This window comes from Burkholderia sp. Bp9015 (genome assembly GCF_003853505.1).
Classification (GTDB): Bacteria; Pseudomonadota; Gammaproteobacteria; order Burkholderiales; family Burkholderiaceae; genus Burkholderia.
On record NZ_QTPZ01000004.1, the window covers coordinates 1 to 26,950 of the forward strand.

General features: G+C 65.0%; 25 protein-coding genes. 13 read left to right on the forward strand and 12 right to left on the reverse strand.

Translation table 11 applies throughout. The annotated features are described in order from the left end of the window. Positions 1-200: 200 nt before the first annotated feature. Positions 201-1,418 carry a patatin-like phospholipase family protein gene (locus DIE12_RS05985; protein ID WP_185500303.1) on the forward strand — a complete coding sequence of 406 codons (1,218 nt, stop codon included), beginning with the start codon at positions 201-203 and terminating at the stop codon, positions 1,416-1,418. A 60-nt stretch (positions 1,419-1,478) separates the two neighbouring features. Beyond that, positions 1,479-1,943 (forward strand): hypothetical protein, encoded by a 465-nt coding sequence (locus DIE12_RS05990; RefSeq protein WP_124485961.1) that lies wholly within the window; start codon positions 1,479-1,481, stop codon positions 1,941-1,943. Positions 1,944-1,969: 26 nt separating this feature from the next. Here the strand turns inward: DIE12_RS05990 and DIE12_RS05995 are convergent, their stop codons facing one another. Beyond that, on the reverse strand, positions 1,970-2,854 hold the full coding sequence (locus DIE12_RS05995; protein ID WP_044849281.1) for a LysR family transcriptional regulator: 885 nt from the start codon (positions 2,852-2,854) through the stop codon (positions 1,970-1,972). A gap of 118 nt (positions 2,855-2,972) precedes the next feature. Between DIE12_RS05995 and argC the strand changes: the two genes are divergently transcribed. After that, on the forward strand, positions 2,973-3,920 hold the full coding sequence (gene argC / locus DIE12_RS06000; protein WP_124485962.1) for an N-acetyl-gamma-glutamyl-phosphate reductase: 948 nt from the start codon (positions 2,973-2,975) through the stop codon (positions 3,918-3,920). Positions 3,921-4,180: 260 nt separating this feature from the next. Here the strand turns inward: argC and DIE12_RS06010 are convergent, their stop codons facing one another. Then, positions 4,181-5,104 carry a LysR substrate-binding domain-containing protein gene (locus tag DIE12_RS06010; protein WP_124485963.1) on the reverse strand — a complete coding sequence of 308 codons (924 nt, stop codon included), beginning with the start codon at positions 5,102-5,104 and terminating at the stop codon, positions 4,181-4,183. Positions 5,105-5,221: 117 nt separating this feature from the next. Here DIE12_RS06010 and DIE12_RS06015 point away from each other — a divergent pair, with 117 nt between their 5' ends. Both DIE12_RS06015 and DIE12_RS06020 read left to right on the forward strand, forming a co-directional pair. Then, positions 5,222-6,307 (forward strand): tartrate dehydrogenase, encoded by a 1,086-nt coding sequence (locus DIE12_RS06015; RefSeq protein WP_044848750.1) that lies wholly within the window; start codon positions 5,222-5,224, stop codon positions 6,305-6,307. A gap of 51 nt (positions 6,308-6,358) precedes the next feature. Next, a complete protein-coding gene (locus DIE12_RS06020; protein ID WP_124485964.1) occupies positions 6,359-6,688 on the forward strand; it encodes a hypothetical protein in 330 nt (109 codons plus the stop codon). A 158-nt stretch (positions 6,689-6,846) separates the two neighbouring features. On the opposite strand, the gene DIE12_RS06025 is transcribed toward DIE12_RS06020, so the two are convergent. Then, a complete protein-coding gene (locus DIE12_RS06025) occupies positions 6,847-7,326 on the reverse strand; it encodes a nuclear transport factor 2 family protein (RefSeq protein ID WP_124485965.1) in 480 nt (159 codons plus the stop codon). A 54-nt stretch (positions 7,327-7,380) separates the two neighbouring features. Continuing rightward, positions 7,381-7,995 carry a TetR/AcrR family transcriptional regulator gene (locus DIE12_RS06030; protein WP_124485966.1) on the reverse strand — a complete coding sequence of 205 codons (615 nt, stop codon included), beginning with the start codon at positions 7,993-7,995 and terminating at the stop codon, positions 7,381-7,383. 191 nt (positions 7,996-8,186) lie between these two features. On the opposite strand from DIE12_RS06030, the gene DIE12_RS06035 reads away from it, so the two are divergent. Together DIE12_RS06035 and DIE12_RS06040 are read left to right on the forward strand one after the other, a co-directional pair. Further along, a complete protein-coding gene (locus DIE12_RS06035; protein ID WP_124485967.1) occupies positions 8,187-8,825 on the forward strand; it encodes a GNAT family N-acetyltransferase in 639 nt (212 codons plus the stop codon). A gap of 115 nt (positions 8,826-8,940) precedes the next feature. After that, entirely contained in the window at positions 8,941-9,222 is a 282-nt protein-coding gene (locus DIE12_RS06040; protein ID WP_260427253.1) for a hypothetical protein, read from the forward strand. Positions 9,223-9,746: 524 nt separating this feature from the next. On the opposite strand, the gene tdh is transcribed toward DIE12_RS06040, so the two are convergent. Together tdh and DIE12_RS06050 are read right to left on the reverse strand one after the other, a co-directional pair. Then, complete coding sequence (gene tdh / locus DIE12_RS06045) at positions 9,747-10,775, reverse strand: L-threonine 3-dehydrogenase (protein WP_044848754.1); 1,029 nt, start codon at positions 10,773-10,775, stop codon at positions 9,747-9,749. A gap of 13 nt (positions 10,776-10,788) precedes the next feature. Beyond that, complete coding sequence (locus DIE12_RS06050) at positions 10,789-11,988, reverse strand: glycine C-acetyltransferase (protein ID WP_124485968.1); 1,200 nt, start codon at positions 11,986-11,988, stop codon at positions 10,789-10,791. Between the two features lie 161 nt (positions 11,989-12,149). On the opposite strand from DIE12_RS06050, the gene DIE12_RS06055 reads away from it, so the two are divergent. From DIE12_RS06055 to DIE12_RS06065, 3 genes are all read left to right on the forward strand, one after another. Beyond that, a complete protein-coding gene (locus tag DIE12_RS06055; RefSeq protein WP_124485969.1) occupies positions 12,150-12,761 on the forward strand; it encodes a helix-turn-helix domain-containing protein in 612 nt (203 codons plus the stop codon). Between the two features lie 128 nt (positions 12,762-12,889). Beyond that, the gene (locus tag DIE12_RS06060; protein WP_124485970.1) at positions 12,890-13,267 is read left to right on the forward strand and encodes a DUF2471 family protein; all 378 of its coding nucleotides are present in this window, start codon (positions 12,890-12,892) and stop codon (positions 13,265-13,267) included. Positions 13,268-13,369: 102 nt separating this feature from the next. Next, positions 13,370-14,383: a tyrosine-type recombinase/integrase gene (locus DIE12_RS06065; protein ID WP_124485971.1), complete on the forward strand. Its 1,014-nt coding sequence runs from the start codon at positions 13,370-13,372 to the stop codon at positions 14,381-14,383. Positions 14,384-14,522: 139 nt separating this feature from the next. Here the strand turns inward: DIE12_RS06065 and DIE12_RS06070 are convergent, their stop codons facing one another. Next, positions 14,523-15,704 carry a DNA-binding protein gene (locus DIE12_RS06070; RefSeq protein ID WP_044848759.1) on the reverse strand — a complete coding sequence of 394 codons (1,182 nt, stop codon included), beginning with the start codon at positions 15,702-15,704 and terminating at the stop codon, positions 14,523-14,525. 1,822 nt (positions 15,705-17,526) lie between these two features. On the opposite strand from DIE12_RS06070, the gene DIE12_RS06075 reads away from it, so the two are divergent. After that, the gene (locus DIE12_RS06075; protein ID WP_044848760.1) at positions 17,527-18,891 is read left to right on the forward strand and encodes a replication initiation protein; all 1,365 of its coding nucleotides are present in this window, start codon (positions 17,527-17,529) and stop codon (positions 18,889-18,891) included. A gap of 91 nt (positions 18,892-18,982) precedes the next feature. Here the strand turns inward: DIE12_RS06075 and DIE12_RS06080 are convergent, their stop codons facing one another. Continuing rightward, entirely contained in the window at positions 18,983-20,044 is a 1,062-nt protein-coding gene (locus DIE12_RS06080) for a ParB/RepB/Spo0J family partition protein (RefSeq protein WP_124485972.1), read from the reverse strand. Between the two features lie 23 nt (positions 20,045-20,067). Beyond that, positions 20,068-20,730, reverse strand: coding sequence for a ParA family partition ATPase (gene parA, locus DIE12_RS06085; protein ID WP_040138954.1), 663 nt, complete (start codon positions 20,728-20,730; stop codon positions 20,068-20,070). A 1,021-nt stretch (positions 20,731-21,751) separates the two neighbouring features. Between parA and arsC the strand changes: the two genes are divergently transcribed. Further along, positions 21,752-22,108 carry an arsenate reductase (glutaredoxin) gene (gene arsC / locus DIE12_RS06090; protein WP_044848770.1) on the forward strand — a complete coding sequence of 119 codons (357 nt, stop codon included), beginning with the start codon at positions 21,752-21,754 and terminating at the stop codon, positions 22,106-22,108. Positions 22,109-22,460: 352 nt separating this feature from the next. On the opposite strand, the gene DIE12_RS06095 is transcribed toward arsC, so the two are convergent. Together DIE12_RS06095 and DIE12_RS06100 are read right to left on the reverse strand one after the other, a co-directional pair. Further along, positions 22,461-22,697 carry a zf-HC2 domain-containing protein gene (locus DIE12_RS06095; RefSeq protein WP_124485973.1) on the reverse strand — a complete coding sequence of 79 codons (237 nt, stop codon included), beginning with the start codon at positions 22,695-22,697 and terminating at the stop codon, positions 22,461-22,463. Beyond that, positions 22,678-23,274 (reverse strand): RNA polymerase factor sigma-70, encoded by a 597-nt coding sequence (locus tag DIE12_RS06100; protein WP_124485974.1) that lies wholly within the window; start codon positions 23,272-23,274, stop codon positions 22,678-22,680. Before DIE12_RS06100 ends, DIE12_RS06095 begins: the two co-directional genes overlap by 20 nt. Before the next feature lie 375 nt (positions 23,275-23,649). On the opposite strand from DIE12_RS06100, the gene DIE12_RS06105 reads away from it, so the two are divergent. After that, positions 23,650-24,204: an NADPH-dependent FMN reductase gene (locus tag DIE12_RS06105; protein ID WP_044848764.1), complete on the forward strand. Its 555-nt coding sequence runs from the start codon at positions 23,650-23,652 to the stop codon at positions 24,202-24,204. A 45-nt stretch (positions 24,205-24,249) separates the two neighbouring features. Here DIE12_RS06105 and DIE12_RS06110 read toward each other — a convergent pair whose 3' ends face one another. Continuing rightward, positions 24,250-26,493 (reverse strand): hybrid sensor histidine kinase/response regulator, encoded by a 2,244-nt coding sequence (locus tag DIE12_RS06110; protein WP_124485975.1) that lies wholly within the window; start codon positions 26,491-26,493, stop codon positions 24,250-24,252. Positions 26,494-26,950: the final 457 nt, after the last annotated feature.

The window sequence follows — 26,950 nt, forward strand, 5'->3', positions numbered from 1 at the left end:
TGTTCCTGTCGGCGTTCCCGAGCGCCGCGCTCACGGGCCAGTCGTTCGTCGTCAGCCACGGCTGGTTCATGCAGTAAGGTCCTCGCCTCCCTGACGGGAGGCGATTCCCGTACTACCGCCCATTCTTGCGATGGCGTGCCGTCAGTCGACGCCACGCCATCCGTCACCGCCGTCCACGGCGGGATTTCTCGGAGCAACTGATGAAACCGCACGCGCGTACAGAAAAGCAGGCCGTCGATGCGGCGGACCTGCAACACGAAGCCGGCGCGCCGGCCGCTGCGCGGTCGCTGCCGTACGAAACCATCGCGCTCGTCCTGCAGGGCGGCGGCGCGCTCGGCGCGTATCAGGCCGGCGTGTTCGAAGGGCTGCACGAAGCGGGCGTTCCGCTCGACTGGATCGCAGGCATCTCGATCGGCGCGCTCAACACCGCGCTGATCGCCGGCAATGCGCCCGAACATCGCGTCGAGCGGCTGCGCCAATTCTGGGAAACGATCTGCCAGCCGGCGTTCTTTCCCGCGATTCCGGCCGCGTTCGAATTCGCGCTGTTCAACAGCATCGACCAGGTCCGCACGTTCTTCACCGCATCGCAGGCCGCAAGCGCGATGATGCAGGGCCAGCAGGGCTTCTTCTCGCCGCGCTTCCCGCCGCCGCTGCCGGGCGTGTCCGATCATCCGGAAAAGATCAGCTGGTACGACACGTCGGCACTGCGCGCGACGCTGCTCAAGCTGTGCGATTTCGACCGGATCAACTCGGGCGAGACGCGCGTGTCGGTCGGCGCGGTCAACGTCGGCACCGGCAACTTCGTGTACTTCGACAACTCGCGCATCCGCCTCGAACCCGAGCACTTCATGGCGTCCGGCGCACTGCCGCCCGCGTTCCCGCCGGTCGAGATCGACGGCGAGTATTACTGGGACGGCGGCGTCGTGTCGAACACGCCGCTGATGGAAGTGCTGCGCGCGCGTCCGCGGCGCGACACGCTCGCGTTCCAGGTCGATCTGTGGAGCGCACGCGGGCCGCTGCCGCGCACGATGGCCGACGTCGCGGAACGCACGAAGGACGTGCAGTATTCGAGCCGCACGCGTTTCGTCACCGATACGCTGCAGCGCGAACAGCGCTACCGCAACGTGCTGCGCCACGTGCTCGAGCAGGTGCCGGAAGAGCAGCGCAAGAACGACCCGTGGTGCATCGAGGCTGAAGCGATGTCGAGCGGGAAGAAGTACAACATCCAGCACCTGATCTATCAGCAGAAGGCGTACGAGCACCACTACAAGGACTATCAGTTCGGTCTGTCGACGATGCGCGACCACTGGTGCGCGGGTCTCGACGACATCCGCAAGACGCTCGCGGTCAAGGACGGCCTCGCGCTGCCCACCAACGACGCGGGCTTCGTCACGCACGACATTCACCGCCGCCGGTGATGCCGTGTGCGACGGACCGGCGTGCAGGCTGCGCCGGTCCGTCCTCTGTTCCGATTCGACATGCCGATCTTCATTGCGCTGTTCGCGCTCATCGCCCTGGGATGGGGCGCCGTCCACCTGTTTCACGTCATCGCCGCGCAGTTCGGCCAGCTGGTCGCGATCGCGGCCGCCGTGCTCGCCGCCGCGATCCTGATCGCGCTGATCGCATGGTGGATCAAGCGCCGCCGCGACATCGCACCGAACACGAAGGAACAAGGCTGGACCCACATCGTGCATCGCGCGTGGGGCGAGGTGCGCGTGTCCGCGACGCAGGGGCTGCTGTGGCTGTCGCACGACGGCGCGGACGGCCGCTATACGTTGTCGCAGCTCGACGGCTGCGAGGCGGCGCCGATCGGCGGCCGCTGGCATCTCGTCGTGCGCGTGCGCGACGCGGTGCGCGGCGAATGGAAACTGCCGATGATGGACAAGCGCGATGCGCAGCGCTGGGCGCGCGTGCTGATGCTCGCGAAGGACAACCGGCTGTAGGACGGCGGCGCGGTTCCCTGAGCGCCCTAGCGCGCGCCGAGCGCCCACAACGCGTCGAGCACGTGCTGGGTCGACCGCTCGACCGGGCCGGCCCGATGCGCGATGCCCAGTTCGCGCCACAACGCCGGACGCAGCGGCCGCATGACGATGCGTGGGTCGGGCAACGGGGCGCCCGCCTCGTGCGGCAGCAGCGTCGCGCCGTAACCCGCGGCGACCAGGCTCTTGATCGCATCGTTGTAGTTGAGTTCGATGCGCGGCTCGGGCCGGTGGCCGCCGAGCGCGAACCATTCCGTCGTGAGCCGCGACAGGCGGGTGGTCGCATCGTTGAGAATCAGCGGGCGTGCGGCCAGATAGGCCGGCGTCACGCGTGCCGGCAGCCGCCAGTCCGCGGGAAGAAAGGCCAGCACCGGATCGCGCCGCCACGCGCGGATCGACAGCCCCGCGACCGCCGCCTGCGGCAGGGCGACCAGCCCGACGTCGAGCGAGCCCTGCGCAAGCCGCGCCAGTGTGTCGTGCGACGTGAGCACCGCGATCTGGACATCGATGTCCGGATGCTGCTCGCGCAGCCGGGCCACCGCCTGCGGCAGCAGATGGGCGATCGCCCCGGTCGACGCGCCGAGGCGCACGCGCCCGGTCAAACCCTGCACCTGCCGCTCGACATCGTCGAGGGTCGACTCGACCTCGGCCAGCAGACGGCGCGCCCGCTCCACCAGCACCGCACCGATCGTCGACGGCTGTACGTTGCCGCGCGTGCGCGACAGCAATGGCGCACCGATGCGGCTTTCGAGTTCGGCGACATGAAGGCTGACCGTCGGCGGCGCAAGATGAAGCAATTGCGCGGCGGCCACGAAGGATCCCTGGTCGGCGATTGCGACCAGCGTACGCAGCCGGTCCAGACTGATCTCGCGCATGCCCACCTCTCGTTCAGGAAAACTGAATCTGGTCATCAGGAAATTCAACTTTTCCTATTCTAGGCGTTCGATGGACGATACGGCTTTCCCGATGCCCGAAACGAGGAACGCGACCATCATGAGCCTCCCTACTGTCTATATCGACGGCGACCAAGGTACGACCGGACTGCAGATCCACGAGCGCCTGCGGGATCGCACCGACCTGCGGCTCGTCACGCTGCCGGATGCCGAGCGCAAGGACCCCGCGCGCCGCGCCGAAGCGATCAATGCATGCGATATCGCGATTCTGTGCCTGCCCGACGCCGCCGCGCGCGAAGCGGTCGGCTTCATCCGGAATCCGGCGGTACGCGTGATCGATGCGAGCTCGGCCCATCGCACCGAACCGGAATGGGTCTACGGTTTCCCCGAGATGGCAGACGGGCACGCGCAGACCATCGCACGCGCGCGGCGCGTCACCAATCCGGGCTGCTATCCGACAGGCGCGGTCGCGCTGCTGCGGCCGCTGCAACAGGCCGGCCTGCTGCCGCGCGACTACCCGGTGAGCATCCATGCGGTGTCCGGTTACTCGGGCGGCGGCCGCGCCGCCGTCGACGCATTCGAATCGAACGACGCCGCGCGCGCGAAACCGCTGCAGGTCTACGGCCTCGCGCTCGCGCACAAGCATGCGCCCGAGATCCAGCTGCATGCCGGGCTCGCGCATCGTCCGCTGTTCGTGCCGGCTTACGGCGCCTATCGGCAGGGCATCGTGCTGACGGTGCCGATCGAGCTGCGCCTTCTTCCGGCCGGCGTGACTGGTGAGTTGCTGCACACGTGTCTCGCGCACCATTACGCCGGCGCGCGCCATGTCGAGGTCACGCCGCTCGCGGATACGCGCACGATCACGCATCTCGATCCGCAGGCGCTGAACGGTACGAACGACCTGCGGCTGAGCGTGTTCGTCAATGACGATCACGGTCAGGTGCTGCTGTCCGCCGTGTTCGACAATCTCGGCAAGGGGGCATCCGGCGCGGCCGTGCAGAATCTCGACCTGATGCTCGGCACGGAGAGCGCTGCGCAAGCGGCTTGAACGCCGGAGCCGCGGGTGTGAGCCGCGGTTTGGGTGCGGGTGCGGGTGCGGGTGCGGGTGCGGGTGCGGGTGCGGGTGCGGGTGCGGGTGCGGGTGCGGGTGCGGGTGCGGGCATCATCGTCGGTCGGGCTCGTGCCTCGCGGCCATCGACGTATCGCTGCCTGTTGCGTCGTGTCGGCCCATGACGCGATGGCACGCCCAAAACGGGCATGTGCCGACGTCGCAAACATGCCCCCGTAAAAGCTCACCTTTCGCCGATTTCAGCCCGCATCGTCGCTCGCCGTGGCATTCAACCCGGCGAGCGCCTCCGCCAGAAAATCGACGCACACGCGCACCTTCGCCGAAGCCGCGACGCGTTCCGGATAGACCGCCCAGATGTTCGCCGGCTGAATCACGTCCGGCAGCACGCGCCGCAGCGCGCCGCGTTCGATCAGCGGCCCCGCCTCCCAGATCGAGCGCAGCACGATCCCGCGCCCGGCCAGCGCCCATTGCACGGCCACCTCGCCGTGGTTCGTCGACAGCGCGCCGCCGACCTTCACCGTTGCCGTTTCTCCGCGCAGGTTCAGCCGCCACACGCCGAACGGATGGTCGCGCTCCTTGATCGCGAGGCAGTCGTGCGACGCGAGATCCGCGAGCGTGCGCGGCGTGCCGCGTCGTGCGAGATAGTCGGGCGACGCACACAGCACGCGGTAGTTCGCGGCAAGGCGGCGCGCGATCAGGTGATCGGCGATCTCGTCGCCGATGCGCACGTCGAGGTCGTAGCCTTCGCCCGCGACGTCGACGAGCCGGTCGAACAGATCGAGCCGCACGTTCAGCTGCGGATAGCGCGCGGAGAAGTCGAGCAACGCCGGCGCGACGACGTGGCGGCCGAAGCCGAAGCTGCTCGAAATGCGCAGCGTGCCGCGCGGCACCGAGCGCGTGGTCGAGACATCCTCGACGAGATGATCGACGTCGTCGAGAATCTTCTCGGCACGCGCGAACACGCGTTCGCCGGCCTCGGTGACCGTCACGCGGCGCGTCGACCGATGCAGCAGCCGCGTGCCGAGCTGCGCCTCGAGCAGCGCGATGCGCTTGCTGACGTACGCGGGCGACACCGCGAGCTGCTCGGCGGCCGCGCTGAAGCTCGTCAGGCGGACGACCAGGCTGAAGACGCGCAGGTCGTCGAGATTCGGCGATTTGTTCACGATTCGTGGAAAGTCGATTAACCTTTCGCACGATTTTAATCTGAATGGAAATAAATAAAATGGCGTCACGTTCCGCTGCGCACGCTGCCGGCGGCCCGAACAGCCAAGGAGGCTTGCATGAGCGACAAGACGTACAGGATTGCCGTCATCCCCGGTGACGGCATCGGCCGTGAAGTGATGCCCGAGGGCCTGCGCGCGCTCGACGCCGTGACGGCGCGCTTCGGCATCCGTTTCCAGTTCGAACAGATCGACTGGGCGAGCTGCGACTACTACGCCCAGCACGGCAAGATGATGCCGGACGACTGGAAGGCACAGCTGTCGGACATGGACGCGATCCTGTTCGGTGCGGTCGGCTGGCCCGCGACGGTGCCCGACCACATTTCGCTGTGGGGTTCGCTGCTGAAATTCCGCCGCGAGTTCGACCAGTACATCAACCTGCGGCCCGCGCGCCTGTTCGACGGCGTGCCGTCGCCGCTCGCCGGCCGCAACGCGGGCGACATCGACTTCATGATCGTGCGCGAGAACACCGAAGGCGAATATTCGTCGGTCGGCGGCACGATGTTCGAAGGCACCGAGCGCGAAGTGGTCATGCAGCAGTCGATCTTCACGCGTCACGGCACCGAGCGCGTGCTGAAGTTCGCGTTCGAGCTCGCGCAGCGCCGCGCGAAGCGCCTGACCGTCGCGACGAAGAGCAACGGCATCGCGATCAGCATGCCGTGGTGGGACGCGCGCGCGGCCGAGATGGGCGAGCGCTATCCCGAGATCGCCGTCGACAAGCAGCACATCGACATCCTGTGCGCGCGCTTCGTGCTGCAGCCCGACCGCTTCGACGTCGTGGTCGCGTCGAACCTGTTCGGCGACATCCTGTCCGACCTCGGGCCGGCCTGCACGGGCACGATCGGCATCGCGCCGTCGGCGAACCTGAACCCGGATCGCACGTTTCCGTCGCTGTTCGAACCGGTGCACGGCTCCGCGCCGGACATCGCGGGCCAGTACGTCGCGAACCCGATTGCGATGATCTGGTCGGCGGCGATGATGCTCGACTTCCTCGGCAACGGCGCGGGCCGCGAACGCGAAGCGCACGATGCGATCGTCGCGGCGATCGAGGACGTGCTGCGCACCGGGCCGCGCACGCGCGATCTCGGCGGCCAGGCAGGAACGCAGGAAGTGGGTGAAGCGATCGCGGCGCGGATCGCAGGCTGACGGAACGATGCGCAGGGCGCGCGCAGGTGGTCGATGGATGCATGTTCAGGGGTGAGCAACACGACCGGCTGCCGCGCACCCTGGTTGATTCCGATGTGCGGGCCTGGACGCGCGCGTGTCGGTATCGATGTGATTTCGAACGGTGAGCAACGCGATGCGGTGACACGCACGGTCACGTGTCGATCCATCGCCGTAACCGGCATCACGTCGAAGTCGAGCGGTGAGTTGCATCGCGCATCGCTACACACCGATCGAATCCCGCCAGTGTCGATGTCGCATTCGTTTCGCGCGCGGGCAACGCAACGAAAGCGCGAGCACTGCAATGCGCACGGCGCTTCCGTCAGCGCAATCGCGCCGTTTCCTGCGAAGAATGATCGGTGAGACGCGGGACGTGAAGAATCACACCGTCCCGCACGGAATCGCTCCTTCTCCCGAAAACTCTCACCTCAATACACGGCTCCCGAATTTCCTCACCGTTGAGCACAGGCGGCACGCTCGATGCGTGATCGAACGCGTTCACGCGTCGTCATCGTGCTGCGTCACAGCCCGAGATCGGACAGGCCGGGATGATCGTCCGGACGGCGGCCGAGCGGCCAGTGGTACAGGCGGTCCGCTTCGCGAATCGGCAGATCGTTGATGCTCGCGTGGCGATGCGCCATCAAGCCGTTTTCGTCGAACTCCCAGTTTTCATTCCCGTATGAGCGGAACCAGTTGCCGGCGTCGTCATGCCATTCGTAGGCGAATCGCACCGCGATGCGATTGCCGTCGAACGCCCACAGCTCCTTGATCAGCCGGTAGTCGAGCTCGCGCGTCCATTTCCGCTGCAGCAGGCCGACGATCTCGTCGCGGCCCGTCACGAACTCCGCGCGATTGCGCCACCGGCTCTGCGGCGTATAGGCGAGCGACACGCGCAGCGGGTCGCGCGTGTTCCACGCATCCTCCGCGGCGCGCACTTTCTGGCGCGCCGTGTCGAGCGTGAAGGGCGGAACGGGCGGACGAACTTCCGGGGAAGCGGACATGGGATGCTCCTGTTCAAGGTTGGGCTGCGCACGAACGCAGCCGGTTGGGACGCGTTACTGCGACGCTCGAGACACCGCATCGAGCAAGCATTCGGCGGCTGCGCGCGCATCGCGCGCCGCGACGGCATCGCCGCTGACGAGCGCCACGGCGATCGCGCCGTCGATCAGCACCAGCCATTGACGTGCGAGGCGGGCCAGCCCGCGGCGCTCGATCCCGGCTGCGTCGGCATACGCGTCGAACCGCTCGCGCACGAACGCGAGCAAGCGCGCCTTGTGCATGCGCGCGACGACGCGCACCGGATCGTCGGCGTCGGCAATTTCACCGGACGCGTTCAGGAATGCGCAGCCGTGAAAATCGGGTTCCACGAACCAGTCGCGCAGCACATCGAACATTCCGAGCAACTGCGCACGCGGCGACTTGCCGCGCGCCAGCGTCGCGTCGACGAACCAGCGCATCCAGCGTTCGTCACGGCGCTCGAGCGCGGCCACGACCAGCGCCTCCTTCGATTCGAAATGCGAATAAAAGCTCTTTCGCGCGGCACCGGATCGCTTCACGATCGCATCGACACCCGTGGCGTGGATGCCGCCCGAGTAGATCAGCGCCTCGGCCGCGTCGAGCAGCCGGTCGCGAACGGCCGGTTCGCCGGAGAGGTCATCATGTGTGTTCATGGGTTTACGGTAGAACGATCGTTCTCCCTCGTCAACAGCCGCGTGAAAAGGCCCTGCCGTCGGAAGGGCCGATCGCCGCATGGTCCCGATGGCGAGCGGCGCATTGCAGCCGGCGTTTACGACATTTTTTCTTGAAGCTGGCGCGGGGGGCTCACTACACTTCGGTCACCCTGTCTGGCCGAAAGGACATCATGCAGCGACCGGAATCCGCACGCTCCGCGCGTGCCTATGCGGCTTATGCGAAGCGGCTCGACGGCCGCGTCGTGGTACGGCGTTTCGATCCGCGCAGCGATTCGTATGAGTCGCTGACCGCGTTGCTGCATCGTGCGTACGCGCCACTCGGCGCCGCGGGCTTCAACTGTCCGGGCGTCGACCAGCCGGCGTCGGCGACGCGCGAACGCATGCTCACCAGCGAGTGTTTCGTCGCGCTCGGCAACGCGCATCTGGTCGCGACGATCACGATGCAACCGCACGATCCCGATTCGCGTTGCGATCCGTATCGCAGCCGACGCGTCGCGACGCTCGGCCAGCTGGCCGTCGATCCGGTCTGGCAGGACCGCGGCATCGGCCGTGCGCTGCTCGCGTTCGCGCAACGGCGGGCTGCCGCGCGTGGCGCGACGCACATCGCGCTCGATGCGCCGCATGCGGCTGTCCGGCTCGTCGACTTCTATCGTCGCGAAGGGTTTCGGTTGATCGACGTGATGCGGTTTGCAGGACACAGCTACGACAGCGCGATCCTGTGCAAGGCGGTTGGCGTAGCGGGCACGCCGATGCCTGTATCCGACACGACATCGATCGACGTCGCGCAACGCGCCGGAGCGGCGTCGTGAGACACGAAAGCGACGACGATCGCGCGCGGCTCGCACTACGTCGCGCCCGCACGCGGGCAGCACTGCGCATGCGCGGGCTGGTGAAGCTGACGGTCATCACGTCGCGGTCACGCAGATGCTGACGCTCGCGTTCGACAGCCTGCTCGTGTTGCTGGGCGACACGCCGGAAGCCGCGACATTGCTGCTGTTCCGCTTCGTCACGTGCGCGCTGGTCAGCTTCTGGCTTCAGGCGGACGCATCGCGCGCGTATCGGAATGCAGCGCAAAACGGACTCGTGACGGTGTCCGGCGCGCATGGCGATCTGATCGAAATCGCACCGCAATGCCCGAAACGCTGGCTCGTCGTGTTGAGTCTGCAACTCGAGCCGCGATGGCCGAACGGTGAGCGGATCGAATAGCAGGCAGCGCACCGATCGATGCCGGCTGGCGGGCTGATGGGTGAGTTGCATGTCGGTGATCGGCTCACGCCTCGAGGCCGAGCCGTGACCGGGTTGCGTGGTGACGTGCTGGCGCTGACGCAGGGCAAAACCATGACACGCGATGATGCGGCAAGGGCCCACTATTCAGGCACGACAAGCGAAAACGGAAGGGCAGGAAGAAAGGCACGCGCCGAGCGACGCGACGGAGTGGGCAGCGGAGCGGCGCTGATGGGTGAGGTGCATGCGCGATTGCATGTCACCGATGAGTGCTGCGGAATCGAAGTGCGATCGCCCTCGTATCGCTGACGAGAAACGACGTGCAGCCCGTTGAATTCCACGCCTGCGCGACACGCGGCAGCATGATCGAGCCGCCGTTCGGTACGCAAACACAGCTCCCGAATATTCTCACCTTACGCGTTCGTCGAAGCGGCCCAGCCCCGACAAACGCTCATGCCCGCACGAGCGGGGCAGCCGGCAAACGTACCGAACCGCCCCGCCGGCGCTCAGACCGTCCAGTCGAGAATCACCTTGCCGCTTTCACCGGACAGCATCGCGGCGAAGCCTTTCTCGTAATCGTCCGCCGCAAAGCGATGCGTGATGATCGGCGACAGATCGAGACCGCTTTGCAGCATCGCGACCATCTTGTACCAGGTCTCGAACATCTCGCGACCGTAGATGCCCTTGATCTCGAGCCCCTTGAAGATCACCTGGTTCCAGTCGATCGCCGTCTGCGCGGGCGGAATGCCGAGCAGCGCGACCTTGCCGCCGTGATTCATCGCCTCGAGCAGGCTCGTGAACGCGCTCGGCACGCCCGACATCTCGAGACCGACGTCGAAGCCTTCCGTCATGCGCAGGTCGGCCATCACGTCGCGCAGCGACTCGCGCGCGACGTTGACCGCGCGCGTCGCGCCCATCTTGCGCGCGAGCTCGAGCCGGTAGTCGTTGATATCGGTGATCACGACGTTGCGCGCGCCGACGTGCTTCGCGATCGCGACGGCCATGATGCCGATCGGGCCCGCGCCGGTGATCAGCACGTCCTCGCCGACGAGATTGAACGACAGCGCCGTATGCGTCGCGTTGCCGAACGGATCGAAGATCGACGCGAGATCGTCGGAGATCTCGGGCGGAATCTTGAACGCGTTGAACGCGGGAATCGCCAGGTACTCGGCGAACGCGCCTTCACGGTTCACGCCGACGCCGACGGTGTTGCGGCACAGATGCCGGCGCCCCGCGCGACAGTTGCGACAGAAGCCGCACGTGATGTGGCCTTCGCCTGACACGCGATCGCCGATCGCGAAGCCGCGCACTTCCTGCCCCATCTCGACGATCTCGCCGACGTATTCGTGACCGACGTGCATCGGCACGGGAATCGTCTTCTGCGCCCAGTCGTCCCACTTCCAGATATGGATGTCGGTGCCGCAGATCGCCGTGCGGCGAATCTTGATCAGCACGTCGTTGTGTCCGACTTCGGGGCGCTTCACGCGCGTGAGCGTGAGGCCCGGGCCGCGTTCGAGCTTTGCCAGTGCTTTCATGGTCGCGCCTCCGTCAGACGATGCCGAGCGACTTGCCGACGCGCACGAACGCGGCGACCGTCTGATCGATCTGTTCGGGCGTATGCGCGGCGCTCATCTGCGTACGGATGCGCGCGCGACCGCGCGGCACGACCGGGAACGAGAAGCCGATCACGTAGACGCCTTCAGCCAGCAGCTTGTCGGCCATGTTGGTCGCAAGCTGCGCGTCGCCGAGCATCACCGGGATGATCGGATGCGCGCCCGGCACGAGCGTGAAACCCGCAGCCGTCATCTGCTCGCGGAAACGCGCGCCGTTCTCGCGCACGCGTTCGCGCAGCTTCGCCCCTTCGTCGCTGCCGAGCAGTTCCAGCACCTTCAACGACGCCGCGGCAATGCTCGGCGTCAGCGTGTTCGAGAACAGGTACGGGCGCGAACGCTGGCGCAGCAATTCGACGATCTCGCGGCGGGCCGCGACGTAGCCGCCCGATGCGCCGCCCAGCGCCTTGCCGAGCGTGCCGGTGATGATGTCGACGCGACCGTCGACGCCGCAGTGCTCGGGCGTACCGCGGCCATGCGCGCCGATGAAGCCGACCGCGTGCGAATCGTCGACCATCACGAGCGCGCCGTAACGATCGGCGAGGTCGCAGATGCCTTTCAGGTCGGCGATGATGCCGTCCATCGAGAACACGCCGTCGGTCGCGATCAGCTTGTGGCGCGCGCCCGCGGCGTCGGCTTCCTTCAGCTTCGCCTCGAGGTCGGACAGGTCGTTGTTCTTGTAGCGGAAACGCTTCGCCTTGCAGAGACGGATGCCGTCGATGATGCTTGCGTGGTTCAGCTCGTCGCTGATCACCGCGTCGTTCTCGTCGAGCAGCGTCTCGAACAGGCCGCCGTTCGCATCGAAGCAGCTCGAATAGAGGATGCTGTCCTCGGTGCCGAGAAACGATGCCAGCGCGCTTTCGAGCTGCTTGTGCACGGTTTGCGTGCCGCAGATGAAGCGCACCGACGCCATGCCGAAGCCGTCCTGGTCGAGACCGGCCTGCGCCGCGGCGATCAGGCGCGGATCGTTCGCCAGACCGAGATAGTTGTTCGCGCAGAAATTCAGCACGCCGGCACCGCCGGCGAGCCGCACGGCCGCCGCCTGGGGACTCGCGATCTCGCGCTCGGTCTTGTAAAAACCGTCCGCGCGGATCTGGTCGAGCGTCCCGCGCACCTGGGCGAGAAAGGCATCACGCATCGCAAAGCTCCTGACAGGGATTCGCATCCCGTCGCGCGCCACTCGTGGCGGCAGCGCAACGGCCTGCTACTGTTATAGTCGGTCGTTCGGTTGACCGCATTTATCCGATATTCCGAACTAGAATTCGAAATACCGAACAACTCTAAGCGAACGGAAACCAAATGGCAAGTTCCTCCGCGTCGCGGCGCACGCCTGCCAGCGCCGCACCGCAAGCGCCGGGCGTGACGCCGCCGCGCGTCGGCGAGCAAATCCAGCGCCTGCGCAACGAGCGCAAGCTGACGCTCGACGACCTGTCGCGCGCGGCTGGCGTATCGAAGTCGATGCTCTCCGAGATCGAGCGCGACAAGGCCAATCCGACGATCGCGGTCGCATGGCGGCTCACGAATGCGCTCGGCATCACGCTCGACGAGCTGTTCTCTCAGCCGAAAGCGCCGGAGACGATCCGCGTGGACGGCCCGCACGACATCCCGACGCTCGCCGGCCACGACGGCCGCTATCAATTGCGCGTATGGGGCCCGATCGACCTGGCCGGCAAGTTCGAGTGGTACGAACTGACGCTGCCGGGCGGCGGCGCGCTCGTGTCGAACGCGCACGAACCCGGCACGCGCGAGCACCTCACCGTGCTGCAGGGCGCGATGGAAATCGAAGCCGCGGCGGCGAGCCGACGCCTGAAGGCGGGCGACACCGCGCGCTACCCGGCCGACACGCCGCACGCGATCCGCAACCCCGGCAAGGCCGAGGCACGCGCACTACTGATCGTGATTCATCGCTGACGATGCGGCTAGCTGGCCGAAAGGCCAGTTGCGGAAAATACTGTATGTTTGTACAGTAAACGAACATTCCGCCATGCATGGCCGGGGCGGCGCACCGAGGCGCCCGCGCCGGTCGACAGGAGCCTGCGATGACAGAAGAACAAGATTTGGCCGCGCTCAGCTTCAAGGCTGCCGCGCACGACCTCGAACTGATCGTCCGCCATATAGCCGGGCGCTACATCCGTCAGCGCGTCCCGCTGTCGTGGCGCCTGCTGCACGCGATCGAAGCCGAGGCGCTCGCCGATCTCGGTTTTGCCAGCCGGCACGAGGCCGGCATGCGTCAACTGTTCGAACGGCCATCGGACATGACCTTTCCCGAAACGGACGATCCGATCGACTTCGGCCGATCGAACGCGCTGCCCGCCGTGTTCTCGTTCGCGGTCCTCGCGTATGAAGCCGCGGCCAAATCGCAGGAAGCGGCGCCCCGCGAGCGCGTTCACCGCCCGTCGAAGGCGTGGGGCGACTGACATCAGGCCCCGAGCGTCCGACACGGTGGGCGGCTCCCGCATCCTGCTGTCCGCGACGTTGCGGAAAGGGCTACCATATACGCAACTAACGGAATAAATAACATGTCCCTTCCCACGCCCTCCGACACCCCGGCACGCCCGGAAGAAAAGGATCTGTTCGACCGCGGCGCGTCTGACTGGATCATCTCGCCCGAAGCCGCGTTCGACGCGTGGCTTGCCATGCAGGACTACCGCCGTTCGTCGGCCGACGTCTACCGCGCGCAATGGGGCGCCTTTCTTGCGTGGCTGCGTGCAAACCAGAAAAACCTGGCCACGGTCGATACCGCAACGATCGCGAACTTCGTCGGCGAGCTTCCGATCCGGAAAACGCAGCGAATGCGTTATTTGCGGCTGATCGAACGCGTGCTCGACCACATCCGGCGCACCGAGTTCGCGTCCACCAATCCGGCCCGCTTCATTGCTCAGGATGGCGAAGCGAACTGGCGTCAGGCACGCGACAACGAGCCAACCGGTTTCCTGACGCCGGCCGAACGCGCAAAGTTGCTGGCCTACCTGTTTTCGCCGATCGGCGTGTCCGGCTCCGCGTACTGGAAAGAGCGGCGCGACCGCGCGCTCGTCGCCGCGTTTCTCGGCGCCGGCGTGAAGACCGGCGAAGCACGCGTGCTAACGATTAGTTGCATCAATACGAGCGGAACGTCGCTGCAGATCCCGTCGACGCATCCCGATTTCGCGCGCGAAACCCATCTGGCGTCGTTCGCGATCGCGTTGCTCGAAGCATGGCTCGTGGAGCGCAAGCGCCAGGAGATTCCCGGCGAGCTCGTGTTTCCCGCATCGCACGCCGGGCGGCCGATGCACAAGGCGACGATGTTGCGCGCGATCGACGCGATCGTCGAATCCGCGGGGCTGACGTCGTCGCGCACCGCGCGCGCGAGTCCGCAAACGCTGCGCAATACCTATGCGGCCGAGCTGTTCGAACACGACGTACCGCCCGAGCGGGTCGGCAAATGGCTCGGCTTCGTGCGGCCGATCTCGTCGAACCGGCTGCACCGCGCGTGGAAAAACTGGCGTGACGATCTCGCGAATGGTGACGCTTCCGACCAGGACGAAACTCACTGATGACGAACCGGCTGCTCACGCGACGTGATCCGTGAGCAGCCTTGTGCGGCGTAGCCTCACCGTTTCCCCGCTCCCGAAAAACCTCACCTCAAGCGTCCCGCATCCCCTCACCTGTGCGATCGCTGTGCCGACCCGCGCGTCAATCGCGTGCAAAGCGTGCGATCGCTTCGAATCGTGAAGGCCAGGGCCCCGACGCATGTTCGCATTCGGGGCACGATACTTCGAACCCGTCGTCGCCGTGCGACAACTCCGGTTCGCCATCGCAATGCGGGCACTGGGTCGGCACCGGAATTTCATGGTCCAGTGACGTCCCGATCGCGGAAAACGCATCGGCATCCAGCTGACCGGCATCGGCCAGGCGCCGGATCAGCGCGGAAATCTCCGGGTTCATCCCGCGGCTCGCGCGCAGCGTATTCACCTCGCGCGTCGCGCGCTCCAACTCGTCGCCCTGGCTGCGAAGCTGTTCCTCGAGCCGGTCCGCGCGGGCCTTGGTCGAACTCAGTTGCTGAAGGAAATCGAATTCCTTGCGTTGCACGTCGCGCAAACCGCTCTGATAGGTCGACGCCATGCTGCGCAGCGAGTCCAGCTCGACCAGCATCGGTTTGACGCGGCGCTCGGCTTCGGCCACCGCATCCTTGATCTGCTGCGCATAGTGTTCGGTGCGCTGCTGCAATTCGGCTTGCAGCGTGTCGATACGGTCGCGCAGCGCCGCGTTCTGCGTCTGTTCGGCATCGACGCGGCCGGCCATGGCGGCCAGTTCCTTTTCGAGTCGGGCGACTGTGGTGAGCAGCGTCGCCTCGTTTGCCGAACCGTGCGTCGATTGCGAGGCCAGCTGCACCTCGAGCTCGGTCACACGCGCCTGCAACTGCTCGTTGCGGGCTTCGCTGCGCGTCAGCGCGCCCTCGAGGGTTTCCTGGCGAACCGTGGCGTCGCGCAGCCGCTGTTCCGCATCGGTCACGCCGGCGCGGATCTGCTCGCGGTCGACATCGAGACTTTCCCTGGCCGCTTTCAACGCCTCTTCATATAGCGCGCCGAGCAATGCGCCCGCCTTTTCCTCGACCGCTTTCGGAATCGCCGCACCGTCGAGCCGAACCTTCGACGCGGCACGGATCCGTTCCCAGAAATGATCGATGTCCTTCGGAATGTCGCTGGCACTGCCGGTCTGGGTCAGATCGCGGACATTGGCGGCCGACGGCCGGATGCCGAGATCGAAAAACAGGCGCTTGCAGGCATGCAGCGACAACTCCTGGCGGCGCGCGCCGCTCGCGCGTAGCGATTCGAGTTCTTCCCGGATGGCTTCACGTATTTCATCCAGCGTCATAGCAGGACTCACAGACATTGAAATGTTGTGATCATAACGGAATACGTATTTTTTGATACCTGTTTTTGTCGGCCGCGGTGAATTTACGTCACTGTGCACAGAAATCGGCGCTGTGAGCCGATCTGGATGAGCCAGCGTCCCGATTCCGTGAAACAAAGCGAAGAAAGCGAGCCAAGTACTTGTGCTGAAAGCGTTTTTTAGCAAGCCCCGAAAAAGGGCATTTGTTTCACATGATGGGCGTCACGCTCACTGTCGGTGTTCAGGGGTTGGGGTCTCTGTGGAAAACTCGACGACCGATGTCTTGAGAGTATTAGAAGTAAACACCCTTGAACCCTTAGTTAAAAACGTTAACGCCACGGCACAGCCTTATGTAGCAAGGCTTTCCGGCCGACAAGGTGAAGTTTTACGGGAACCAAGGTGATCTTCTGCGGGAGCTGAAGTGATGGGGTTCGGGGATCTGCGTGAGCCGATGCAGGAAAGGTCGTGAGCGGATTCGGGATCACAGTGAAATGCGAGATTTCCCAAAGGTGAGGTTTTTCGGGGCCGCACAGCCATGGAACCCGCGCTGTGCCTGCGCGCACAGTTTTCTGCCTGTGCAGACATAGGTGAGAATTTGCGGGACCTTACTCGCGCCCCTATTCTGCCCATCTTTTGGGCAGTTTTCATGAAAGGTGAGGTTTCACGGGACTCCACAGGGATTTGCTGTGAGGATTTCCGGGAACCGACGGTCATTTTGCACAGCAAAAGTGCCCTGTGGGGCCTGTGAAGCCTGAAAGGTGAGGCTTTTCGGGAGCGAAATCCGGGTTTTCCTGCCCGGATCCCGTTGAGGTGAGCTTTTTCGGGACATCGATCACAGGCTGCCGTTTGCCTGATAGGTGAGTCTTTTCGGGAGCGCCATTTGCTCGAAAATAGGGCAAAGGTGAGGCTTTTCGGGACCCATAACGGGGCGAATTCGCTGAAAAGCCCGCCGGGACTGGCAGAAATCTGATTTTTGCTGTGCCACTTTTTGGCACAGGTGAGAGTTTTCAGGAGTCGATACACAGCTGCCGCCGACGTTCGCCTAACGCAAAGGTGAGGCTTTTCGGGGGGCGATCGCCGGACACAGCGGAACGCCTGCTGCACATAAGTATCGGACGGCATTGACATTTTTGATACCGCGGCGGTTACGGTGAGGTTTTTCGGGAGCCATATCCGCGTCCGTTGGAGCGCCACTTTTTCAATAAGGTGAGGCTTTTCGGGAGGTCCTGGCTGGCGATCCCGCGTGTGCCGGGGACTCGTCTGGATCCGGGGCACAGAATTCCGAGCCGTTGAGGTGAGAATTTTCGGGACCGAACGGTTTCCGTGCGCTGTACAATGCGCGCCCGGGCCTGTGAATCGGCTTCGATGGCCTCGAGGCGCATCCTTTTTGGCGCGCTTCCCGGGTGCCGGGCGTGGTTGCGGTCGCCTCGGTACAGCCACGCCTGTACATGCATACAGGCCGGTGCGGGCCTGTCCGCTCGATGTCGCGACGTCCAGTGGCGACCCTGTGACGAGGACCCCGGAAGTGCAGTCGCAAAATTACGACAAATCGAAAGGTGAGCCGATACGGGAGCAAGTTTCGCACGTGTCGAGCACAGGCGAAAATCTGTGAATCCGCGCATCCCGCGACACGTCTGGACGAGTCCGAAACGCTGTAAATCCGGACCGGTGAGGGTTTTCGGGAGAGGGTTGGGGTGAGTGCCGTTTCACACGCGCACTTCACCCGCTATGGTGAGCATGTCGTTCTGGACGCACATCACCACAGGCGCTATCCTTCCGTGAAACTTCTCCTCCGACCCGACGCATGGCCACGAAGCGCGCCAAGAAAACCGATGTGGATGTGGTGAGTGCCAGTTCAGCCGAATTGCGTAAGGCCGTCGAGGCGATCGCAATTCAGCCGAAGAGCGGCAAGATCACGCTGCTGACCCGCAAGCTGTTCAACGTCCTGCTCGCCGTCGCGCAGCAGGCCGACGACTCGGGCGATACGTATCGCGCGCTGCTGTCGGATATCGTCGCCAACTCCGCCTTCGATTCGAACGACACCGCGCTGGTGAAGGAACACCTGCGCCGCATGGTGTCGGTCCAGGTTGAATGGAGCACGGGGACGTCAAGCCAGAAGCCGGGCCGCAAGTGGGGGATCTCGACGCTGATCGCCGATGCCGAAATTCTCGAGGATCCGGCTACCCGCCGCGTGTGGGTCGAATTCTCGTTCGCACCGAAGATCAAGAAGAAGCTGCTCGACCCGGTCCAGTACGCGCGTCTGAGCCTGCAGTTCCAGAGCCAGCTGCGCAGCAGCGCCGGTCTCGCGCTCTACGAGATCTGCGTGCGCTACCTGACGAACCCGAGCCACCTGACGATGCGCGAGCCTTGGGAATGGTGGCGGCCGATCCTGTCGGGCACGCCCGATACGGAAGCCGGCGACGAGGCGAAGCGCGAGTACAAGTACTTCAAGCGCGACTACCTGCGTCCGGCGATCGCCGAGGTCAATGCGGTCACCAATATCTTCGTCGAACTGATCGAACATCGCGAAGGGCGCCGGGTCGCGGAGATCCAGTTCCGCGTGACCGAGCGCAAGCAGCCGATGCTCGCGCTCGACGAGCATCCGAACGTGTTCGACAGCACGCTGGTCGACCGGATGGTGAAGCTCGGGATTCCGCTCAAGGAAGCGCAGACGCTCTACGCGGACAGCGAGGAAAACCGCATTCGCGCCGCGCTGCAGATGACCGAGCAACGGATGCGCAGCACGACGCTGCCGCCGGTGCGCAGCGCGCCCGCGTTGTTCAAGGATGCGCTGAAGAAGGGTTATGCGCCGCCGGTCGAGTCCGTCGACGCGCTGCCGTCGGGCGCGCCTGCCGCGAAGGTCGTCGCGGCGCAGCCGGACGATCTGAAGGCGCGCCTGTTGAGCGAATTCGCGGCGTTCCGCCGCAAGGAAGCGAAGGTGCTGTACGAGGAGCAGGGCGACGCGGAGCGCGAAGTGGCGCGCGAGTCGTTCGAGTCGGAAGTGCTGCCGACGATGGGCTCGCACCTGCGTGACGACTGGCGCAAGCGCGGCCTCGATTCGAAGCTGGCCGAGACGGCGTTTTTCGACTGGCTGGCTCAGAAGACCTGGGGCGAGCCGACCGACGGCGACCTGCTGTCGTTCACCCTGAATCAATCGCGGGCCGCCTGAGGCCTGTTCAGGCCCCTCTGACGGGCCGCCGCCGGCCGCCCGCCCAACCCGGCGGGCCCGGCGCATCGCCAGGCCCTGCCGGCCGTTTCCATCAGTCCGACAACAGCATCCGCTCGAGCTGCTCGAGGATCGCGTCGCGCTTGTCCTTCGGGAGGCCGCGCAGGCGCAGTTCGATGCGGTCTTCGCCATACGACTTCAGGTCGCCGACCGACTTGCCGCCGAGCTTGATCTCGAGACGCTGCGCATAGCGCTGGCGGCCCGCCGGCTTCGGCGTTTCCTGCGCCGCGACGCGGCCCTTGACGATGTCCGACACCTGACGCGTGCTGAGATCGTCGGACACGATCTTGTTGATCAGGCGCAGCGTCGCCTCGGTGCCGCGCGCGTTGTGATAACGGCCGACCTGATACGCCATGTTCGAACCGAAACGATCGGGACGCGCGACCATCTCCTGCATCACGCTTTCCGGCAGCTTGCCGATCGACAGCGCGACCGCGACCGTCGACTCGTCGAGGCCGAGATGCTCGGACAGTTCCTTCTGACTCAGGAAGTGCTTGTCGTCGAGGAAGCGGCGCCATACGACGGCGTTGTCGAACACCGTCTGCGAATCGCGTTGCACGTTCAGGTCGTAGCCGAGCTTGTAGCTCTGGATCCCGATCGGCACGTCGATCACGATCGCCTTTACCGACTCCTTGTTCGCTTCCTTCAGCGCGCGCACGCGGCGGCCGCCATCGCTGACGAAATACGAACCCGGATTGTCGTAGTCCGGAATCACGTGGATCGCCTGCTGCTGCCCCTGCTTCGCGAGGTTGACCGCGAGTTCGGCAATCGACGACTTCAGATAGAAGTGCCGCGGGTTGAACGGACTATGCTTGATCGCCTTCAACGGCAGTTCGATTACCTGGCCGGGCGCATAGCGGTTCTCGAGGCGCCACGCGCGATATTGCGGCGACTCGTCGATCGACGGATCGAGCAGGACGTCCGGAGACGGTGGCGGCGTGATGTCCTTCTTGGCGGACTTCGTCGGGACCGGCGTGGCCGTCTCGGATTTGACGATGCCGTCGATGGCATTCAGCCGATCAAGCGCCGTGCGCTTCTCGCTCGTCGTGATATCCGGGCGCGCTTGGAATCCTTTTGCAAATTGGGAGGGTTTCATGTGACTCCTTTATGCGCATAAAGTCAGGGCAGCATGGCGACGATTTCGTCGGCACATGCGCGAATTTCCGCGGCGGCCAGCTTGGCGCCGCGATCGTTCATCTGCAGCACGGTCTGACCGAGCGCCATTGCCTGCTTATACGCTTCCCGGGTCGGGATTTGCGTCTTCAGCAACGGGAAGCCGAGCTCCTCGAGCGCACGCTTAAGCTCGCGGGTCAGCATGCGCTTCTCTTCGGTCTTGTTCAGCAGGAAGACGGCACGGAGGTCTTCGTTCATCACCTGCGCCTGCTGGATCAGCTTGACCAGCCCGACGCTCGACCAGTAATCGGCTGGCGACGACGAAGTCGGAATCACGGCGATCGATGCGGCCAGCAGCACGACGCCGGAGACTTTCTCGGTGATCGACGGCGGGCAATCGACGACGATGATGTCGTAGTCGTTGATGAACTTCTTGATCTCGCGATGGATCTGGCCGCCGGCTTCGGCGAGATTGACGACCGGGAACGGGATGCCGGCGTCGCTGTCACCGGATGCGCTCGACCAGTGAACCAGTGTGTTTTGACCGTCGGCGTCGATGACGAGGACGCGCTTCCCTTTCTCATGGAATGCCGCGCCGAGGTGCATGGCAATCGTGCTTTTGCCGACGCCACCTTTTTGTTGAGTGACTGCAATGATTTCCGCGGCCAATTTTCACTCCTGTTTTTGGTCGTTGGAATTCTACAGGACGATATTTATATTTCAATGAAATTGTCGTTTGCCAACTACGCGTTAACCATTCGGGCTATCGGTTTATGCGCATAAACGAATGGGGACGCTGGCTGACTGCAGCGGATGGCGGCGAGATTGCTGCGGTGGATGATGAGCGGATGGATCGTCGTGACGACAGGCGTTTCTGCCCCCTCGTTCGAGAAGCTGATCGGCGCAATGTGTTGGCGCCTGCCCCGTCGATAGCCGAACGCGCGGGGCCTTGGTGACGGAGGAGTTTGTGCGCATAAACTTCGGCGGTGCTGGAGAGCATCTGCGAGTCGTCGTCCTCGCTTGAGCACGAGCCTGGATGACGAACGCGGCGCGACTCAGGCCGGCGCGATACTCGCGCCGTGTGCCGTGTGCCGTGTGCCGTGTGCCGTGTGCCTTGTGCCTTGTGCCTTGTGCCGTGCGCAGCGTGCAGCGTGCAGCGGTGAAGCGGTGAAGCGCTGGCCGCCCCCAGCGTTTATGCGCATAAACCATCGAGAGGCTCGGCCGCGATCGGCGGCCCCACGTCGGCAAGCGCGCATTAATACGTCCCGAGACAATGCCCCGGACGGACGCGATCGCGTATCGCCCCGCTGATCGTTCGAGGCATCGAAGTGTCCGGGCCAGTCGCGATATCAGTGGACCTCCCCATCTCGCGAAGCGATAGCTTTATGCGCATAAACTCGGCGACGCATAAACCGTGCGGGTGGCCCTCGCGTCGGAACCTCCAACACGCCAGAGCGATGCGTCGTTGTTCATCTGCGCTCCCCGCCGCAGACGTCCTTGGCGATTGCCCATACAACGCACTTTATGCGCATAAAGGCATCACGCGCTCTGCACGCTCGTCGGCGCGAACGATTCCTCCCCGCACGCCGCACCGTACTCCAACTCCCCTTTCGCCCGCGCGCCGGTCCCCGCCGAAACGCACGCAACCAGACTGGCTACAATACGTGCCTTTCCTATCCAGGTCCGAATGATGATCACGATCTACCACAACCCCCGCTGCTCGAAGTCCCGCGAGACGCTCGCACTGGTCGAGACGTTGAACACCGCCGGCACGCAGGTGAATGTCGTCGAGTATCTGAAGACGCCGCCGACGGTCGAGGAACTGGAAGCGTTGCATCGTCAGCTCGGGCGCCCGGTGCGCGACATGCTTCGCGACGGCGAAGAGCCGTACAAGACGCTGGATCTTGCCCGTGCGAGTCTGACCGACGCGGAGGCCTATGAAGCGATTGCGGCTCATCCTATTCTGTTGCAGCGTCCGATCGTCGTGTATCGAGGCAAGGCGGCCATCGGTCGTCCGCCCGAGTCGGTGCGCGCGCTGTTCGAATAATTGTTGTTCGGCGTATTTTTCTTATCGCATCATCCCGGCGCGAGCGCGCCGGGAATAAGCGGCTGAATTCGCGGGCCGCAACCGACCACCGTGGCTACGCTGCCGATGGTCATCAAATGAGCCGCGCGTCGCGGAAATCACGAGACGCATCGGATCGACCGGTTGAATTCGAGTAGCACAACCGTCCACCGTGGCTGCCCTGCCAGCAGTCATCGATGGAACCACTCGTAGCAGCAATCACGAGACGCGTCGGATCGCTCGACTGAATTCGAATATCACAACCGTCCACCGTGGCTACGCTCCCATCCGTCATCAAATGAACCGCTCGTAGCAGAAATCACAAGGCAGCAACTCAGCCCTGCCCGTCGCCCGACGACTCATCCCGATCGCCACCCGCTTCATCCCCCGTCCCCCGTCCTGCCGCCGCATGCGCTGCCGTCCGCAGCAGCGCGATCTGCCCGCGATACACGCGGCATCCGCCGCAAGTCGGCAGATGCACATGCACCTGCATGCGCTCATGAAGCGTCAAGGACCGGTCGAGCGCATCCGACAGCAGTCGCGTCACGTCCCTACATTTCCCCGGCAGCATCTTCGGTCGTCATTCCTTTTTCGCTGAGGCAGGTGCGCAGGCGCGTGCGCGCCCGATACAGCAACACGCTGCAATGATTCGTCGTCAACGTCAGTTCGCTGCAGATGTCGGCAATCTCGACGTCGAGGAATTCGCGCATCATGAACACGCGCCCGATGTGTTCCGGCAAGTGGTCGAGGCAGACCTGGAACAGCATCCAGAACTGCTGTTGCTGCAATAGCGTTTCGGGGCGCGGCCACGGCCGCGGCTTCGTGTGCGGCGCCCAATGCCCGTTTTCCTTGAAGAGTTCGCGATCGAGCGCGGATTCGCCGTCGAGTTCCGCATCGAGCGCGGACAGGCTCACCGTCCGCTGCCGCGCGCGCAGGATGTCGATCAGCTTGTTGCGCAGGATGCCGAACACCCAGGTCTTGTGGGCGGACCGTCCCGCGAACTCTCCCGCATGCGACCACGCGGCGGTCAGCGCCTCCTGCACGGCATCCTCGGCCGCATCGGTGTCGCGGAGCTGGAGTCGCGCGAAGCGCAGCAGGTCGCGCCGCAGTTGCGCGAGATAGGCGGGGTCGTCGTACGCGGACAGCATGGCAGGTCGGGAGCCTTACGAAGCGAAAGCGCTCGCGTGCGCGCCACCGGGCGGGCGCATCGCGGTGTGCGAGCAGCTTACTGGGCGAGACGCTGCGCTGCAACGCATGTTCCGTCGCGAATTCACGAAGCCGGCTGGCGCGCTGCGCTATGCTTGCCGAAGCTTGGCGTCGCGCGCCGCGAAATCGCGACGCGGGCGGTCTGTAACATCAGACCATAACGGTCAAGTTATCCACAATTTCTGTGGAAAACCTTGTGGAAAGTCGGCCGGTCGGCCCCGTGGGACGGCTCGCGGGCTGGCTTGCCTATAAACAGACCTTTGTCGCCTGTCCAGAATCAATCGACCCGATTCCTTACTCACCGGAAGGAGAAAGCCATGTCCTATCGTGTTGCAGTCGTCGTCGGCAGCCTGCGTCGCGGTTCCTGGAACCGCGCGCTCGCGCAAGCCGTGATCTCGCTCGCCCCCGCCGATTTCTCGTTCGAATTCGTCGAGATCGGCGAACTGCCGCTCTACAGCCAGGACTACGACGCGGACTTTCCGGAAGTCGCGAAGCGCTTCAAGCAGTCGATCGAGGCGGCCGACGCGCTGCTGTTCGTGACGCCCGAGTACAACCGCTCGATCCCGGGCGTGCTGAAGAACGCGCTCGACTGGGGCTCGCGCCCGTGGGGGCACAATTCGTGGTCCGGCAAGCCGGGTGCGGTGCTCGGCACGTCACCGGGTGCGACCGGTACCGCGCTCGCGCAGCAGCACCTGCGCAACGTGCTTGCGTATCTCGACGTGAAGACGCTCGGCCAGCCGGAAATGTTCATCAAGCACGACCCGGCGCGTATCGACGACGAGGGCCAGATCGTCAGCGAAGACACCCGCAAGTTCCTGCAGGGTTTCGTCGACCGCTACGTCGACTGGGTGCGCGTGCTGAAGGCGGCCTGATCGCCGTTTCCTTGCCGCCGCCGGCACCGGCCCGCATGCCGCGGGTCAGGCGCCGGCGTGCCGTGCGTCGCGCGCTTCGCGGATGCCGAGGAGGATCTCGTCGAGCAGCGCGATGTCGAACGGCTTCGACAGCACGCGCACGTCGACGGTACGCGTGCGGTCGAGTTCCTCCGCGTAACCCGTGACGAGGATCACGGGCAGCTTCCCCGGCCGCTTGTCGATCGCTTCGGCGAGATCGATGCCGTTCAGGCGGCCCGGCATGTGGATATCCGAGATCACCAGGTCGAATGCGTCGTTCGCGGCCGCGCCTTCGATCAGGCGCAGTGCGTCGTCGGCGGTGGGCGCATAGGTGACGCGGTGCCCGAGCAGCGTGAGCAGCGCCTCGGTGCCGGCCGCGACTTCGCTGTTGTCCTCGACCAGCAGCACGTGCAGGCCGGCAAGCCCGCCCGCGTCGTGCACGGCGGCCTGCGGTCGCGCGACGATGTCCTCGACGCGTGCGCGCGGCAGGTAGAGGCGCACCGAGGTCCCGGCGCCGACCGCGCTGTCGATCGTCGCGAGTCCGCCCGAGCGCTCGCAGAACGCGAACACCTGCGGCAGCCCGAGCCCCGTTCCCATCCCCTGCGCCTTCGTCGTGAAGAGCGGCTCGAACGCGCGCGCGAGCACGTCGGGCGGCATGCCCGAGCCCGTATCGTCGAGCGAGATCTGCACGAAGTCGCCGGTCAGCGGAAAGCCGTCCTCGCGGCGCAGCGTCACGTTGCGCGCGCCGACGGTGAAGCGGCCGCCGACCGTCATCGCATCGCGCGCGTTGACGGCGAGATTGATCACCGCGAGCTCGAGCTCCGCGACATCGACCCGGATCGGCCATACGCCGGGCTCGATCGCGACGACCAGCAGCGATTTCGAACCGAGCGACGTCTTCAGCAGTTCGCGGCACGTGCCGAGCCATTGACCGACGTCGATCGTCTCGCTGTGCAGCGGCTGCTTGCGCGCGACGCCGAGCAACTGGCGCGTGAGCGACTGGCCGTTCTTCAGCGCGCGTTCGATCGCGCCGAGTTCCTTGTCGAGATGCTGGACGCCGCGTCGCCGCGCGATCTGCACGTTGCTCGAGATGATCATCAGCAGATTGTTGAAGTCGTGCGCGACGCTGCCGACCAGGTTGCCGAGCGCCTGCATCTTGCGCGACTGCCGGTACGCGGATTCGATCGAGCGTCGCATCGACGCTTCGGCCTGCCAGCGGTCCCAGGCCTCCTCTTCCGCCTTCAGCCGCTTCAGCGACAGCCAGATCACCGACCACAGCGCGATCGACGGCGCGAACATCGAGATGAACAGCACGCTCAGGTGTTCGTACCATTCACGCCAGATCGCCGACGTGCGGTACGCGCAGGTCACGTACACGGGGTAGCTGCCGACCTGGCGGTACGCGACGATCTCGCTGCTGGCGCCGTCGTGGCGCACCCGCACGACGCCCGCGCGCGGATCGCTTTGCGCGTTGCCGAAGGTGGTCGTGAGATCGGTGTGCGCGAGCGACGGCGGCGGCGGATACGACGCGATCACCGCGCCGTCGGAACGCGCGAGCGCCATCGTCATCGGGGTGGCCGCGCCGCCGAGCAGGTCGCGGTAGAACGCGTTGAAATACGACGACTTCAGCGCGATCGACACCATGCCGGCGAACGAACCGTCGCTATGGCGTCGCGCGACGCCCGTGTTGAACACGGGGATGTTCTCGAGCTTGAGCGGCCCCATCATCAGCTTCGAGATGTGTTCGATCACGCGGCCGTCGCGGATGCCGGCGAAGTCGTCGCGGTTCGCGATCGACGCATAGGGCGCCGGATAGTAGAGGCTGTTGGCGAGCAGCATCCCGCTCGCACCGAAGATCGACACCGCGGCCACCTGCGGATAGCCGCCGCCGATCGTATTCAGCGCTTCGTGGATGTCGGATTCGTGGCGGCGCACGGTGGCGTCGTCCATGTCCTGCACGAGGTCGACGATGCGCGCATCGAGCGTCTCGCTCAGGTCGAACACCTTGAGCGCATGTTCCTCGGCGACGCGCACGGTGCGCATCGTCACGTCGCTCGCCGCGGCTTCGCGGGCCTTCAGGTCGTTGTACGCCATGACCGACACGTAGATGCACGGCAGCACGATCGCCGCGACCAGCAGCACGATCAGCGTCACGCGCCGGACCGCGAAATCGTGCTCGGGCGCGCCGGACGCATAGTTGCCGTCGTCCTGCCAGTCGTCGGCGGGCGGTGCGGTGTGCGTGCGGGAGTCGGCGGGACGTTCGGACGTCATCGAAGAAAGCGGGTGAAGCGGAGGTGTTCCATCATAAACGAGTTGCGCACGTGCGCCGTACCGCCGCACCGATGTGCAACCTGGTGATTCCGACAGGGGCACGGTGAAAGTTTGAAAACGCTATGAATCCGGCAGCGCAAACGTACACAAAGAAAAATTTTGCGTGCTTATCTCGAAAATGGTCGCGGCTGTTTTCGGAATGCCGGGCGAATGAAGCGATTTTGTTCGAAATGGTGAAAATGGCGAGTTGCACCGCCTTCGGTTTACTCAGAGAATCGCGCCTTGCTTTCCCCATGACAGATATATGCGCCCGCCGGCGTTTGCGGCGCGGTGTGTCGCGTGCCTCGCGCCGCGGCGCCCGCGCGCGGCCGCACGGCGGTGGCCGCGCTTGATCGCATGGCGCCTAAAGAAGCGCGCCGCGCGGTCGTTAACGCGAGAGAGACCATTCCGTATACCG

Bases quoted from the DNA above. Each gene is read 5' to 3' on its own strand.
- DIE12_RS05985 (WP_185500303.1), top strand. From the start codon at position 201: ATGAAACCGCACGCGCGTACAGAAAAGCAGGCCGTCGATGCGGCGGAC.
- DIE12_RS05990 (WP_124485961.1), top strand. From the start codon at position 1,479: ATGCCGATCTTCATTGCGCTGTTCGCGCTCATCGCCCTGGGATGGGGC.
- DIE12_RS05995 (WP_044849281.1), bottom strand. From the start codon at position 2,854: ATGCGCGAGATCAGTCTGGACCGGCTGCGTACGCTGGTCGCAATCGCC.
- argC (WP_124485962.1), top strand. From the start codon at position 2,973: ATGAGCCTCCCTACTGTCTATATCGACGGCGACCAAGGTACGACCGGA.
- DIE12_RS06015 (WP_044848750.1), top strand. From the start codon at position 5,222: ATGAGCGACAAGACGTACAGGATTGCCGTCATCCCCGGTGACGGCATC.
- DIE12_RS06025 (WP_124485965.1), bottom strand. From the start codon at position 7,326: ATGTCCGCTTCCCCGGAAGTTCGTCCGCCCGTTCCGCCCTTCACGCTC.
- DIE12_RS06030 (WP_124485966.1), bottom strand. From the start codon at position 7,995: ATGAACACACATGATGACCTCTCCGGCGAACCGGCCGTTCGCGACCGG.
- DIE12_RS06035 (WP_124485967.1), top strand. From the start codon at position 8,187: ATGCAGCGACCGGAATCCGCACGCTCCGCGCGTGCCTATGCGGCTTAT.
- DIE12_RS06040 (WP_260427253.1), top strand. From the start codon at position 8,941: ATGCTGACGCTCGCGTTCGACAGCCTGCTCGTGTTGCTGGGCGACACG.
- tdh (WP_044848754.1), bottom strand. From the start codon at position 10,775: ATGAAAGCACTGGCAAAGCTCGAACGCGGCCCGGGCCTCACGCTCACG.
- DIE12_RS06050 (WP_124485968.1), bottom strand. From the start codon at position 11,988: ATGCGTGATGCCTTTCTCGCCCAGGTGCGCGGGACGCTCGACCAGATC.
- DIE12_RS06055 (WP_124485969.1), top strand. From the start codon at position 12,150: ATGGCAAGTTCCTCCGCGTCGCGGCGCACGCCTGCCAGCGCCGCACCG.
- DIE12_RS06060 (WP_124485970.1), top strand. From the start codon at position 12,890: ATGACAGAAGAACAAGATTTGGCCGCGCTCAGCTTCAAGGCTGCCGCG.
- DIE12_RS06065 (WP_124485971.1), top strand. From the start codon at position 13,370: ATGTCCCTTCCCACGCCCTCCGACACCCCGGCACGCCCGGAAGAAAAG.
- DIE12_RS06070 (WP_044848759.1), bottom strand. From the start codon at position 15,704: ATGACGCTGGATGAAATACGTGAAGCCATCCGGGAAGAACTCGAATCG.
- DIE12_RS06075 (WP_044848760.1), top strand. From the start codon at position 17,527: ATGGCCACGAAGCGCGCCAAGAAAACCGATGTGGATGTGGTGAGTGCC.
- DIE12_RS06080 (WP_124485972.1), bottom strand. From the start codon at position 20,044: ATGAAACCCTCCCAATTTGCAAAAGGATTCCAAGCGCGCCCGGATATC.
- arsC (WP_044848770.1), top strand. From the start codon at position 21,752: ATGATCACGATCTACCACAACCCCCGCTGCTCGAAGTCCCGCGAGACG.
- DIE12_RS06095 (WP_124485973.1), bottom strand. From the start codon at position 22,697: ATGCTGCCGGGGAAATGTAGGGACGTGACGCGACTGCTGTCGGATGCG.
- DIE12_RS06100 (WP_124485974.1), bottom strand. From the start codon at position 23,274: ATGCTGTCCGCGTACGACGACCCCGCCTATCTCGCGCAACTGCGGCGC.
- DIE12_RS06105 (WP_044848764.1), top strand. From the start codon at position 23,650: ATGTCCTATCGTGTTGCAGTCGTCGTCGGCAGCCTGCGTCGCGGTTCC.
- DIE12_RS06110 (WP_124485975.1), bottom strand. From the start codon at position 26,493: ATGACGTCCGAACGTCCCGCCGACTCCCGCACGCACACCGCACCGCCC.